At 65.3% G+C, this 12985-nt stretch carries 12 protein-coding genes; 9 read left to right on the top strand and 3 right to left on the bottom strand.

Features of this window, described 5'->3' with window-relative positions:
- Positions 1–26: 26 nt before the first annotated feature.
- On the bottom strand, positions 27–1031 hold the full coding sequence (locus AVE30378_RS07310) for a zinc-binding dehydrogenase (RefSeq protein WP_129240112.1): 1005 nt from the start codon (positions 1029–1031) through the stop codon (positions 27–29).
- Positions 1028–2221, bottom strand: coding sequence for a CaiB/BaiF CoA transferase family protein (locus AVE30378_RS07305; protein ID WP_129240111.1), 1194 nt, complete (start codon positions 2219–2221; stop codon positions 1028–1030). Before AVE30378_RS07305 ends, AVE30378_RS07310 begins: the two co-directional genes overlap by 4 nt.
- Positions 2222–2418: 197 nt before the next feature.
- Here AVE30378_RS07305 and AVE30378_RS07300 point away from each other — a divergent pair, with 197 nt between their 5' ends.
- The 8 genes from AVE30378_RS07300 (at position 2419) to AVE30378_RS07265 (ending at position 10735) form a co-directional block, all read left to right on the top strand.
- Positions 2419–3585 (top strand): acyl-CoA dehydrogenase family protein, encoded by a 1167-nt coding sequence (locus AVE30378_RS07300; RefSeq protein ID WP_129240190.1) that lies wholly within the window; start codon positions 2419–2421, stop codon positions 3583–3585.
- Positions 3586–3626: 41 nt separating this feature from the next.
- Complete coding sequence (locus AVE30378_RS07295) at positions 3627–4685, top strand: hypothetical protein (protein ID WP_129240110.1); 1059 nt, start codon at positions 3627–3629, stop codon at positions 4683–4685.
- Positions 4686–4712: 27 nt separating this feature from the next.
- Entirely contained in the window at positions 4713–5858 is a 1146-nt protein-coding gene (locus AVE30378_RS07290; protein WP_129240109.1) for a CaiB/BaiF CoA transferase family protein, read from the top strand.
- Between the two features lie 91 nt (positions 5859–5949).
- Positions 5950–6609, top strand: coding sequence for a TetR/AcrR family transcriptional regulator (locus AVE30378_RS07285; RefSeq protein ID WP_129240108.1), 660 nt, complete (start codon positions 5950–5952; stop codon positions 6607–6609).
- Positions 6610–6638: 29 nt separating this feature from the next.
- Positions 6639–7529, top strand: coding sequence for a transcriptional regulator GcvA (gene gcvA / locus AVE30378_RS07280; protein WP_129240107.1), 891 nt, complete (start codon positions 6639–6641; stop codon positions 7527–7529).
- A gap of 101 nt (positions 7530–7630) precedes the next feature.
- Positions 7631–8326 carry an RraA family protein gene (locus AVE30378_RS07275; protein WP_129240106.1) on the top strand — a complete coding sequence of 232 codons (696 nt, stop codon included), beginning with the start codon at positions 7631–7633 and terminating at the stop codon, positions 8324–8326.
- Positions 8323–9738, top strand: coding sequence for an MmgE/PrpD family protein (locus tag AVE30378_RS07270; protein WP_165360112.1), 1416 nt, complete (start codon positions 8323–8325; stop codon positions 9736–9738). The genes AVE30378_RS07275 and AVE30378_RS07270 overlap by 4 nt, the downstream gene beginning before the upstream one ends.
- Before the next feature lie 16 nt (positions 9739–9754).
- A complete protein-coding gene (locus AVE30378_RS07265) occupies positions 9755–10735 on the top strand; it encodes a Bug family tripartite tricarboxylate transporter substrate binding protein (RefSeq protein WP_129240104.1) in 981 nt (326 codons plus the stop codon).
- Positions 10736–10819: 84 nt separating this feature from the next.
- On the opposite strand, the gene AVE30378_RS07260 is transcribed toward AVE30378_RS07265, so the two are convergent.
- Positions 10820–11515 carry a Crp/Fnr family transcriptional regulator gene (locus AVE30378_RS07260; RefSeq protein ID WP_129240103.1) on the bottom strand — a complete coding sequence of 232 codons (696 nt, stop codon included), beginning with the start codon at positions 11513–11515 and terminating at the stop codon, positions 10820–10822.
- 235 nt (positions 11516–11750) lie between these two features.
- Between AVE30378_RS07260 and AVE30378_RS07255 the strand changes: the two genes are divergently transcribed.
- Positions 11751–12956, top strand: coding sequence for an ABC transporter substrate-binding protein (locus AVE30378_RS07255; protein ID WP_165360119.1), 1206 nt, complete (start codon positions 11751–11753; stop codon positions 12954–12956).
- Positions 12957–12985 lie beyond the last annotated feature (29 nt).

Raw genomic sequence — 12985 nt, 5'->3', positions numbered from 1 at the left:
CTCCTGGATGATGTAGATGAGGTCCGCTATTCCTGCGGCTTCATGATTACCCTGCCCATGACTTCGCGGTTCGCGATCATGCGCAAGGCGGTCTTGAATTCGGAGAGGGGAAGCGTTGCGTGCGTGCGCGGCTTCAGCTTTCCCTGGATGGTCCAATCGAACAGTTGCGCATAGGCAGCCCGCAACCGCGCATCGTTGGCGGGAGCGACGGGGTGCCGGCCCCAGCCGAAGTAATAGCCCCAATAGACCCCTATGACGCTGATGTTCTTCACCAGAACGATGTTGGCGGGAACCGTGGGTATGCGGCCGCCGGCGAACCCCATGGGGATGATCCTGCCGTCCGGCGCGATGCATCGAAGCGAGGTGTCGAAGGTGTCGCCGCCGACGGGGTCGTAGATGACGTCCGCGCCACGGCCGCCGGTCAGTCCGAGCACCGCGTCGCGCCAATCCGTATCCCGGTAGTTGATGACGTGGTCCGCCCCGTGCTGCCGGACGATGCTCTCCTTGGCCTGCGAGCCCACCGTGGCGATTACCGTGCCCCCAAGCGCCTTGGCGATTTCCACGGCGGCAAGGCCGCTTCCGCCGGCAGCTCCGTGAACCAGAACGAATTCTCCGGGCATCAGGTTGGCGCGCCATTGCAGCGCGCCATAGGCCGTGCCGTAGATCGTCGGGAAATGCGCGCCCGAGTCGTGGGACACCTGTTCCGGCATATGAAAGACGGTCTGCTGCGGCACGACGACTTCTTGCGCGTAGCCGCCGCTTTGCACACCGGCGATGACGCGGTCGCCGGCCTGGAACTGCGTCACGCCTTCGCCGGTCTCGGTCACGACGCCGGCCACCTCCGTTCCCGGTATCAATGGCAGCGGGGCCCTGTTCTGGTGCTTGCCCTCCATCACCAGCAAGCTGGCGAAGCTCGCGCTGCAGGCCTGGACCTGTACTCGCACCGAGCCTGGCCGTATCGCCGGAGGCGCTATCTCTTCAAGGCGAGCGGAATCCGGCCCGCCATACTGTCTGCACACGACGGCTTTCACGCTTGGCATCCTTTGACTGCACCGTTGTCGAACAGAGACTGGGCTTCTTCTTCGGAAAAGCCTGCCTCCGCCAGAATTTCGCGGCTGTGTTCCCCCAGCCTGGGGGTGTGCCGCGTGGCCTCGGGCTGGGTGACGGACCAGGTGCTGGTCCGGGCCATGCTGCGCACCTGTCCTTCGGTGGGGTGGTCGATCATTTCGAAAAACCCAGTTTGCCGCAGGTGTGGATGGACCAGCAGCGATTCCATGGTTTCAATCCGGGCCACGGGAATGTCCGCCGCTTCCAGGCAGGCGAGCCAATGGTCGGTAGGGCGGCTCGCGAGAATCTCCGACACGGTGGCATAGAGTTCCTCCAGATGCCCGGTGCGATTCGCCATGGTGCTGAACCGTTCGTCCTGCATGACTTCCGGGCGCCCCACGGTCGCGAAGAACTCGCGCCATTGGCGGTCCGTCAAGACCATCATGCAAAGAAATCCGTCCTGGGTCTGGAAGGGCCGGCGGATCGAGGCGTAGCGATGGAAGACGGGCGGGCCCGCAGGGGGTTCGAACGTCGCTCCCGCCATGTGATCGGCGAGCACCAGGGAGGCGATCGACTCGAACATGGGTACTTCGATGTGTTGGCCCTTTCCGCTCACCGCGCGGTGATACAGCGCGCCCAGCACGGCATTCGCCGCCAGAATGCCGCTGACCCGATCGGCCAGCGCTATCGGCGTATAGCGGGCTGGGTCGGCCGGGGCGCGCAGCGACGCGATGCCGGCCGCGGCCTGGATGAGATCGTCGTAGGCGGGTTTGTCGCCATAAGGCCCATGGGAACCGTAGCCCACGATGTTCACGTATATGAGCTCGGGATTGAGCGCAACGGTCTGGTCGTACGCCAGCCCCAGCCGCGCCATGGCCTTGGGGCGGATGTTGCAGACAAAGACATCGGTCCGGCTCAGCAGGCGCAAAAAGGCGTCGCGGCCGGCTTCGATCTTCAGGTCCAGCACGATGCTCCGCTTGCTGCGGTTGGTATGCATGAACATCGCGCCCATGCCCCGATGGCGGGCGGGGCCGAGGTCGCGGATGCTGTCGCCCTCGGGGGGCTCCACCTTGATGATGTCGGCCCCCATGTCGCCAAGAATGTGCGTCGAGACGGGGCCGGACAGGGCCGTCGTCATATCCAGTACCCGCACGCCAGTCAGTGGTCCACTCATGTGTTGCCTACCCATGCTCCGACAAGGTTGAGAACATCAAAACGCTTAGATACTGAGTAGTATTCTTGGTGAAGAGTTCTTACGACATTCGTATTTACCCCTATGAAAAAGCGCTGTTTTTTCCCTTGGTCGGCAATCTTGTTTGAAGCTATGATACTGCGTAGTATCTTGAATGTTCAATGACCGATGAGGTGTTCATGGCAGCAATTTGGGAAGCCCCGCTGGATAGCGAGGCGTTGCGTTGGCAAGCCGCGGCCAAGGGGCTGACTGATCGGTACTTCGCTCCCGCCGCGCATTCGATCGACCAGGAGCAGCGTTATCCGGTCGAGCATTTGCAGCCGCTGCGGGAATCGGGGGTCTCCGGGTTGTTCATTCCGACCCGGTACGGCGGCGGCGGCGCGTCGCTGACCGCCCTGGTGGCCGCGGTGGAGGCCATCGCCGAGGGCTGCGGCTCCACCGCGGCCATCATGGCGGCTCTCTCCTTGGGCGCCTTCCCTGTCTTGCTGGGAGGAACCGAGGCGCAGAAGCAGACCTTGCTGGGCGGGCTGGCCGAGCGGGGCGAGGCCGTCAATTTCGCCCTGAGCGAGCGGGGCGCCGGCTCGGACGCGTCCGCCATCGAGACGACCGCCGTTCGCGAAGGCGACGGCTGGAGAATCCGCGGCGAGAAATGCTGGCTGGGCAATGGCGGCCATTCTCATCATTTCATTGTCTTCGCCCGTACGGCGCAAGCCGACTCGCGCCATGCGATAACCGCCTTCTGGGTGCCTCGCGATACGGAGGGGGCGGTGGTCGATTTCTACGAAGACAAGATGGGCATCCGCGGCACGACGACGACCAATCTGAAGGTGGACGTCCGGGTTCCGCAATCGAGCGTTGTCGGCGAGATCGGGCACGGTTTGCGCTTGGCGTTGTCCACGCTGAACGTCGGAAGGGTTGTCGTCGCGGCCCAGGCGCTGGGCATCGCGCTATGCAGCTATCGCGCCGCCTGCCGGTTCGCCGCGTCGCGCAAGACGTTCGGCCGCTCCATCATCGATCATCAAGGCATCGGGTTCATGCTGGCCGACTCGGCGACGCAACTGTCGGCCGCAAGAATGATGATGTACGAGGCTTCCAGGGCCTATGACGAGGGGCGCGATATCGGTACGCTGGGCGCGATGGCAAAGCTGTTCGCCAGCGAGGCCTCTCACACCGCGTGCGACCATGCGGTGCAAATCCTGGCCGGGCGCGGCTATGTAAAACCGAATGTCGTGGAGCGTTGCTACCGGGACCAGCGGATCACCGAGATCTATGAGGGGACCTCGGAGATCCAGCGCCTGGTCATTGCGCGCGCGATCAAGCGCGAGGTCGAGATACAAGCCGCTTGAGCCGCGGCCCGCGACGAAGATTCTGTACAGGGAGGAGAGACTTGAACGACGATCAATTCGGGGATGAGCCGATAGGCGCCTGGCGGGCCGTGGCGGAGTGTTATCACGCCTACTTCACAGGCCTGGTCCTGTACGTGACGACCCGCCATGGGGCGGCATGCGCCGCCGAACTGGTATATGAGATCTTCAGCAGGCAGCGGCGCGAGCGATTCCTGCCCGGCCTTGAAAAGCTGAACCTGACCGGCCTGCCTCACGCGGTCGCGGCCGCGCAGTACCACTATCTGTCCAACCACATCGGCGGCGTGGCGGTGGAGTACATGTACGAGTCGGACCGCAAGGCCTGGATACGCTATGCGGCGCCGCGCTGGATCTGGTCCGGGACGGCCCTGTGCGGCGTTGCGCCCGAGGTCTCTCGCGCCATGTTGCAGGGCTGGCACGCGCAGAACGGCACGATGCTGGCCAATCCGCGCCTGGGCTTTGTCTGCACCAAGCAAACGGTGGATGGCCAATCCGGCCTGGAAGGCTACTACTACGAGTATGAGCGGGACTTGCTTCCCCACGAGAGGCTGAGGTTCGCGCGTGAAGAGGATGCGCCCGATTTCGACGCCGCCAACGCGCCGAAGTTGCCGATCGACCAATGGCCCACGACCCGTCTGGCCAAGGCGCATCGCAACTACGCCATGGAGTACGTACGATCGGCGTTTCCCACCGCGCTGCAATTGTGGGGCGCCGACGAGGCAGGCCACCGATTGAGGATGGTCGGCAAGATGATAGGTATGCAGTTCTATCATGAAATAGCGCGGGGCCTGGGGGGAGATTACAAGGCGGATGCGGCGGGCTTCGCTCGCTTCATCGCCGATTTCGGCGCCGCCCACGGCGATGCCAGCCAGGTCGAGCGTCACCTGGACGGCAGCTTCGAAGTCCGCCAGGATGACTGCGCGTTCATGGCGGGCATCGAAGAATGGCATCCCGTCCTTTCCACGGCCTGGAACGGGCTTATCGAGGGCGCATTGCAGGCGCACAACCGGCGCCTGGGCATGGCCTTTTCCGTGCAGACCGTGGGCGCGAAACCCTCGCTGCTATGGAAGGTCAGCGAGTAGAACGAAGAAATCCACAGGAGCATGGCGATGCAGCAACACTCCCTCGGCGCGTTGGCCGGCTTGAAGGTCGTCGACGCGGCCCGGGTCCTGGCTGGACCTTACGCTGGCCAGATCCTCGGCGATCACGGCGCGGACGTGGTGAAGGTAGAGGGCCCGGAAGGCGACGAGTGCCGCGGGTTCGGCCCCCCGTTCGTCAATGGCAGTTCCGCCTATTTCAATGCCGTCAATCGAAACAAGCGCAGTGTCCTGCTCGATCTTGGGCAGGAGGGCGACCGCGAACGGTTCTTCGCCATGCTGGAGACCGCCGACGTCCTGATCGAGAATTTCAAGCTGAGCACGTTGCGCGTCTGGGGCATTCCCGACGCGAAATGGTTCGTCGACAATTTCCCCAGGCTCATTCATTGCCGAATCACCGGCTTCGGCGACGAAGGTCCGTATGGCAGGCTGCCGGGTTACGACGCGGCGGTCCAGGCGATGGCCGGGCTGTTGTCCATCAACGGCGATCTTGGCGCCGAACCAGTCCGGCTGGGCGTGCCGGTGGTCGATCTGACCACGGGCATGAACGCCGCCATGGCGGTGCTCCTGGCGTTGCAGGCCAGGCATCGGACCGGCCGAGGCCAGATGGCGGATGTCAGTCTCTACGACAGCGCGGTGTCGGTCGCGCATCCGTTCCTTACCAATTATCTGCACTCCGGCAAGGTTCCGCGCCCCTCGGGCAATCGGCACGCCAATATCGTCCCGTACAACGTTTACAAGACCCGCACTGTTGCGCTGTTCATCGCGGTCGCAAATGACAGGCTGTTCACGAAACTATGCGCCCATCTGGGCAGGGCCGACTTGCCGGCGGACGCGCGCTTCGCCACTAACCGCGCGCGCGTCGAGAACCGCGAACAACTGGAGGAAGCGCTGCGACAGACATTCGAGAACACGGACGGAGAGCGGCTCGGCCCGGCCTTGCTGGCGGATGGGGTGCCGGCGGCTCCGATCCTCGATATTGAAGCGGTCGCGAATTCGGAGCATGCCAGGTTTCGCGGCATGGTCGTTCGCAGCCCCGACTACACGGGGCCCGGCATTCCCATCAAGCTGACGGACACGCCCGGAAGCATCCGGCTGGCGCCGCCAACGTTGGGAAACACCGTGCTCGCGGCCAACGATACCGTGTTCATGCCTTGACAATCAGCCAGCAGAAACGGCCGGTCCAGCCGGGCAGGCAAGGCTGGCCGGACCGCTATACTGTAGGCCGCCCGCAGGATGCATATATACCGTGACAATAAGCCCTGAACTTTCCAACTGGGTCAACCTCGATTACGACAGTCTGCCAACCAACCAACTCAGGTTGCTGGATGCGGCCGCGAAGGCATTTACCATTTACGGTTTTGCCGCGGCCTCTATCGATGTGATCGCCGATCAGATCGGCGCGACCAAAGGTAGTGTCTATTACTACTATCGCAGCAAGACGGACCTGTTCTTTGCCGTGCACAAACGCGCAATGGTCATGAACCTCAAGACCCAGGTTCCCGTTGTGACGGATACATCGCTGAATGCCCAGGACAAGCTCTATCGGATGGCCTATCTGCATGCCAGCCTGATGATGGAGTCTCTGTATTATCAGCGCGTGACCGTACAGGGTGTCGAGCTGCATCAATCGGTGAGCACCACGCCGATGCAGCGGGAAGCGCTGGCGGAAGTCGTCGCCATGCGCGACGTCTATGAAGACCTGTTCAGGCAGGTCATTTCCCAGGGGACGGCCGACGGCCTGTTCGCCGATATCGATCCTTCTTTGGCCGCCAAGGGAATACTGGGCTCGCTGAACTGGATCACGGTCTGGTATCGGCCCCGCGAGACCGAGGCGCCGGATTTCCGGGAGCGCGTTGCCTCGCAACTCTCGTCGCAAGTGGTATTCGGGGTGAAAGGGGGGCGGTAACGCGCGCGGCCCCCGCATCCGCCTTCGCGATGAACCGCATCCGCCTGCCTTCCACCGCCACGCTGACGGCCTTCGAGTCCGCGGCGCGCCATTTGAATTTCCGGCGCGCGGCGCAGGAGTTGCATTTGACCCAGGGAGCGGTGAGCCAGCAGGTGCGGCAGTTGGAGGCGCAGTTGGGGGTGGCGCTGTTCGCGCGGGTGCGGCAGCGGGTATTGCTGACCAGCGCGGGCGAGCGGTATCTGGCGGAAGTGCGGCGGATTCTGCGGGCTTTGGGCGAGGTGACGCACCAGGCCATGGCCAGCGGCGACAAGGAGATCCTGAACCTGGCGGTGGTGCCGGCGTTCGCGGTGAAGTGGCTGGTGCCGCGGCTGGAGACGTTCTTCGACGCGCATGCGGATGTGAACCTGAATCTCGTGTCGCGCAATGCGCCGTTCGATTTTTCGGCGGAGCCGTTCGATGCGGCCATCCACTACGGCGAAGCGTCGTGGTCGGGAGCCGTGTGCACGCATCTGATGGACGAGGACATGCTGCCGGTGTGCAGCGCGCAGTACCGGCAGCGGCTGGGCCTGCGTGAGCCGGCCGATCTGGCGAGGGCCGTCCTGCTGCAGCAGTTCACGCGGCCGTCGGCGTGGCGGGACTGGTTTGCCCACGTGGGGATCGAGCCGGCGAATGCCTTCCAGGGGCCGCGCTTCGATAGTTTCCTGATGATCCTGGAAGCGACGCAGACGCATCTGGGCGCGGCGCTGCTGCCGCGCTTTCTGGTGGCTCAGGGATTGGCGCAGGGTAGCCTGGTGCAGTTGTCCCCGCAGGCCCTGCCCAGTTCTCGCGGCTATTACCTGGTCTGCCCGGAGGCCAAGCAGGACGCCAGGGCGGTGTCGGCGTTTCGCGGCTGGCTGTTGGCGCGGATTACAGGTGATTAGATTTTCTATCTAATTGATCACAAAGCATCGCTTTCTGTACAGGGAATGAGCCGGGACAATTCGGACTGAATTGCAGGAAAACTGTTCAGGAGCCGAAACCGATGTCATCCCCTCCGACCGATCGCCGTTGGAAAAAACCCCTGCCGCCATTCGTCGTCAACCCCAGCGTCGAGCGGCCGGCGCCGTCCGATGTGGCGGTGCTGGCGCAAGCCGACGTGACGCGGGTGAGCGATCTGGTGGGGCGCATGTACACCTGCCAGCCGTCCCTGCGCTCGCTGGTGGCGCCGGCCGTGCCGCTGTGCGGGCCGGCCTTCACGGTCAAGTGCCCGCCGGGCGACAACCTGGGCGTGATGGCGGCCATCCGCAAGGTGGAGGCGGGGGACGTTCTGGTGGTGGACGGACAGGGTTTCACGCAGTGGTGCATGGGCGGCTACGAGTTGCTGAAGTACGCGTGCGAGCAGCGCGGCATGGCGGGACTGGTGGTGAACGGGGCCTGGCGCGACGTGGCGGAGGCGCAGGCGGCCGGGCTGCCGGTGTATGGGCTGGCCGTGTCGCCGCACTCGGGACCCAAGTTCGGGCCGGCCGAGGTGAACGTGCCGGTGGCCTGCGCGGGTGTGATCGTGCAGCCGGGCGACGTGGTGTGCGCCAGCGCCGAAGGCGTGGCCGTGGTGCCGCACGGCAGCGTGGCGGCGGTTGTCCGTGCGTTGCGGGCAAGCCAGGGCGGGCATGGCATCGAGCACTTCCTCGATGAGATGGACGGGCATATCGCCGGATGGCTGGACGGAGTCGGGCAATGAGCGCGCAAGCTGCGCCTGCGGCGGCCGCAGCGCCGCTTTCGGAAGGTTTGACGCAGGCGCTCGCCGAATTCGTGGCGGGGCTGCGTGAGCAGGATGTGCCGGCGGCGGTGCGCCGGGAAGCGCAGCGCGCCATCGCCGATTGCCTGGGCGGCGGCCTGGCGGGGGCGGTGGACGGGGTGACCGGCATCGCGGCCGCGACCTTGGGGCAGGCCCGTGGCGATTGCACACTGTGGGGGCGCGCGGACCGCGCGTCCGTGGACGATGCCGCGCTCATCAACGGTTGCGCGGCGCACGCGCATGCGCTCGACGATACGCATGAATCCATGCGTGGGCATCCTTCCGCGCCCATCGTGCCGGCCATCGTTGCGCTGGGGGAATTGTTGGGTTCGGACGGCGGCGCCCTGTTGACGGCCTATGTGGCGGGTGTCGAGGTGGCGGGCCGGCTGGGGCGCAGCGTGAACGACCGGCATTCGCAGTTGGGATGGCACACCACGTGCACGCTGGGCGCCGTGGGGGCGGCAGCGGCCTGCTCGTCGCTGCTGGGGCTGGACGCGGAACGTGCACGGCACGCCCTGGGCATTGCCAGCTCCATGGCGGGCGGGCTGCGGGTGAACTTCGGCACCATGACCAAGGCGCTGCATGCGGGGCTTGCCGCCCGGCACGGCGTGCTGGCGGCGCGGCTGGCGGCGGGCGGCATGACGGCCAGCCCGGTGGCGCTGGAAGGCCAGGAGGGGTTTCTGCAACTGTTCTGCGATGACGGCAGCCAGGACGCCGGGCGCGCGCTGCGGCCGATGGGACAGACCTTCGAGGTTCTCAGCCCCGGCATTGTCTACAAGCGGTATCCGACCTGCTCGCTGATGCACGCGCTCATCGACATGGTGCTCCAGGCGAGGGCGGCGGGGTGGCTGGCGCCCGGCGAGGGGCTGGAGCTGCACTGCGGCATCAGCCAGCGGCTGGAGGCGGCGCGCGGCAAAGGCTGGCCGGCAGCGGGCCTGGCTGCGAAGTTCCATGTGGAGTATTGCGTGGCGGTCGCGGCCTGCCTGGGAACGCAGGATATCGGCGATTTCACGGACGAGGCGCTGGGGAGCCCGCAGGTGCGCGATTGGGCGGGCAGGGTGCGCGTGTCGGTGGGGCCGGATTTCCCGGCCGGCAACGGCGATTTCGCGTCGTTGGCCGTGATGCGGGACGGGGCTGAGGTGTTCCGGCAGACGCAGGCCAAACCGCAGGGCCATCCCAGCATGCCGCTGTCGGAGGCGCAGCACGAGGCGAAGTTCATGCGCCACGCGGCGATGGCCCTTCCGGCCGAACGCGCTGCCAAGCTATGGCGGCTGCTGCACGCGCCGCGGCCATGCTCCGTGCCCGAGCTGTCCGCCGCGCTCTCCGCGGTCGGTTCCCAAGATTCGATAACCTGATTGAAGGAAGCTACACATGCCTGCCATCTCTCGCCGCCAGTTGCTGATCGGCGCCGCCGCATCCCTGGCGGCCCACGCCGGCCTGGTCCGCGCCCAATCCCGGGACATGAGCATCATCGTGGCCTATCCGCCGGGCGGATCGCTAGACGCCATGGCGCGCATGATCGCGCAGCACCTGGGCGAACGGCGCGGCCACGCGGTCGTGGTGGACAACAAGCCGGGCTTCTCCGGCAACATCGGCGCGCAGTACGTCGCCAAGGCGGCCCCCAACGGCAATACGCTGTTGATGACGGCGCTGACCTCGTACGCCATCAATGCCCGCCTGATGGGCAGCACCATGGGCTATGACGTGCTCAAGAGCTTCGAGCACGTGGCCATCGTCGGGTACCTGCCCAACGTGCTGATCGTGCCCACCAGCCTGCAGGTGAACGACGTGGCGTCGTTCGTCCAGGCCGCCAAGGCCAGGCCGGGCGCGTTCTCGTACGCCACCACGGGCAACGGTTCGCTGGAGCACATCGCGGGCGAGATGTTCAAGCGCGCCACGGGCATCGATATCGAGCCTGTGCCCTACAAGGGATCCACGCCGGGCATGGCGGATCTGATCGGCGACCGTATCCAGGCGATGTTCGTGAATACGTCCACGGCCATTTCCAACCTGCAGACCGGGCGCATCAAGGTGATCGGCATCGCCGGTCCCGACCGCGTGGCGGCCCTGCCGGGAGTCCCTACGCTGCGTGAATCGGGCGTGCAGATGAGCAACGACGTGGTATCCATCTTCGGCATTGCGGCGCCGGCGGGCACGCCGCGCGCGGCGGTCGAGCAACTGAACGCCGACCTGAACGCCGTGCTGGGCCGGACGGACGTGCAGGAGCGCTTCGGCGGCCTGGGTATCGAGATCGTGACGGAAAGCGCGGCCTACGCCAAGCAGCGCATCGAGAGCGAGGTGGCGGTGTGGGACCGCGTGATCCAGGAGACGGGCATTTCCCTGCACGGCTGAAAATCCGCCCATGGCGCAGCCCGCCATTGTCGGCGGGCTGCACTGAATGCGCGGCGCAGGCTCCCCGCTTTCCCGGCAGCGGCGTCAAGCCTGCCCCGGAGACCGGGCCGACGGCTTGCGGCTGATCTTGGCCTGCCGGTATAGCTCGTCCCTATCGAGGATCGTCAGGCCGCCATAGTGCGTTTGCAGTACGCCGGCGCGGGCCAGCTTCGTCAAGGCGGCATTGCAGCGCTGGCGAGAAACGCCGCACAGGCCGGCGATCTCTTCCTGGGAGATTTTCAGGCGCCCGTTGGTGCCGGAATGCTGCTCGGCATCGAATTGCGCTGCGACGGCGCGCGCCACCGTGGTGTCCACGTCCAGAAGCACATTGCCGGTGTAGCTGGCCATCAGCCAGTCCACCCGCTGCGCCAGGTGCATCATCAGCGCCTTGGTGAATTCAATATTGTTGTTCCACAGGCGCTCGCAGGTGTCTCGCGGCAGGATCACGATGCGGCTGGGCCTCAGGGCGACCACTTCGTATTCGAAACGCTCGCGGCGGATCATGGTGGCTTCGCCGAACCAGCTTCCGGTGCTGAAACCGGCCAGCGACAGGGACCTGCCGTCCGTGCCGCGGGACGACCACTTCACCAGGCCTTCCACCACCCCATACCAACCCAGCGACCGCGACCCCGCGCGGAAAAGATATTCGCCCGTGGCGAGCGCGACGGTGCGCAGTTCGGCGCGGACCACGCCGCGCTCGAGCGCGGGCAAGCCCTTGTACCAGGGCACGACGTCGAGCATTCTGTCCACCGGACATTGCGCGGGCCGGCGTTTCGCGCTTGACGATCCGTAGTCGGCGCCGGCAGGCGGTCCGCCCATATCTACCCCTTCTTGGCCGTTGCGATGCCGCTAAGGTAAACCCTAGGGCGCTTTGTCACCATGATGACTGTCCGCTCCTCGAGACCGGTCCCAGAATAGTCGAGGCCCCCAGAGCCAAAAACCATAAGAGGAGATAGGTATGTTGTCAATGCAACGCATGAAGTCTGGCGCTGCCGTGGCGTGCGGCGTAGCCGTCTCGTTCCTGGCTGCCACGACAGCGCATGCGCAGATTTCGGACGATGTCATTCGAATCGGATTCATCACGGACATGTCCGGCGTTTACTCCGGCCCGGACGGCCCTGGCGGCGCGGAAGCCATCAAGATGGCGATCCAGGAAATGGGCGGCGAGATCGACGGCAAGAAGATCGAACTGTTGACGGCCGACCACCAGAACAAGGCGGACATCGCCTCGGCCAAGGCCCGCGAATGGTTCGACCAGAAGGGCCTGGACATGCTGATCGGGGGCACGAATTCCAGCACGGCGCTGGCCATGTCCAAGGTGGCCGCCGACAAGAAGAAGCCGATCATCGTCGTGGGCGCGGGGGCCCCGGCGCTCACGAACGAGCAGTGCACGCCGTACACCTTGAATTACGCCTACGACACCGTCGCGCAAGCGCGCGGAACGGGAGCGGCGGTCGTGAAGGCGGGCGGCAAGAAGTGGTACTTCCTGACGGCCGACTACGCCTTCGGCAACGCGTTGCAGGCCGATACGACGACCGTGGTCGAGGCCGCCGGCGGCACCGTCGTGGGATCGGTCAAGCATCCCCTGTCGTCCAGCGACTTTTCTTCGTTCCTGCTGCAGGCGCAAAGCAGCAAGGCCGATATCCTCGCCTTGGCCAACGCCGGGGCGGACGCCACGAACGCGATCAAGGCGGCCAACGAGTTCGGCATCACGAAGACCATGCGGCTGGCGGGGATGATCATGTTCATCAACGACGTCCACGCCATGGGGCTGCCGCCGACGCAGGGCATGTACCTGACCGACAGTTGGTATTGGAACGCGTCGGAACAGACCCGCGCGTGGAGCAGGAAGTTCTTCGAGATCCGCAAGGCCATGCCCTCGTCGCTGCAGGCTGCCGACTATTCGGCGGCGCTGCAGTATCTGCGCGCGGTCAAGGCCACGGGCACCGACGACGCCGACCGCGTGCTTGCCTATCTGCGCGAGAACAAGCTGAACGACATGTACATCAAGGACGGCGTCGTCCGCCCGGACGGCCGGGTCGTGCACGATATGTACCTGTTGCAGGTCAAGACGCCGGAACAGTCCAAGGAAGCCTGGGACTACTTCGACGTCGTGCAAACCATCGACGGCAATCAGGCCTTTACCACCAAGGCGGAAAGCCGCTGCGCGCTCTGGAAGTGAACGGCGTTCGCCAACCCCCTACGAGAATT

It is taken from the genome of Achromobacter veterisilvae (genome assembly GCF_900496975.1).
GTDB lineage: Bacteria > Pseudomonadota > Gammaproteobacteria > Burkholderiales > Burkholderiaceae_B > Achromobacter > Achromobacter veterisilvae.
This window is presented reverse-complemented; position numbering and strand designations above follow the sequence as displayed.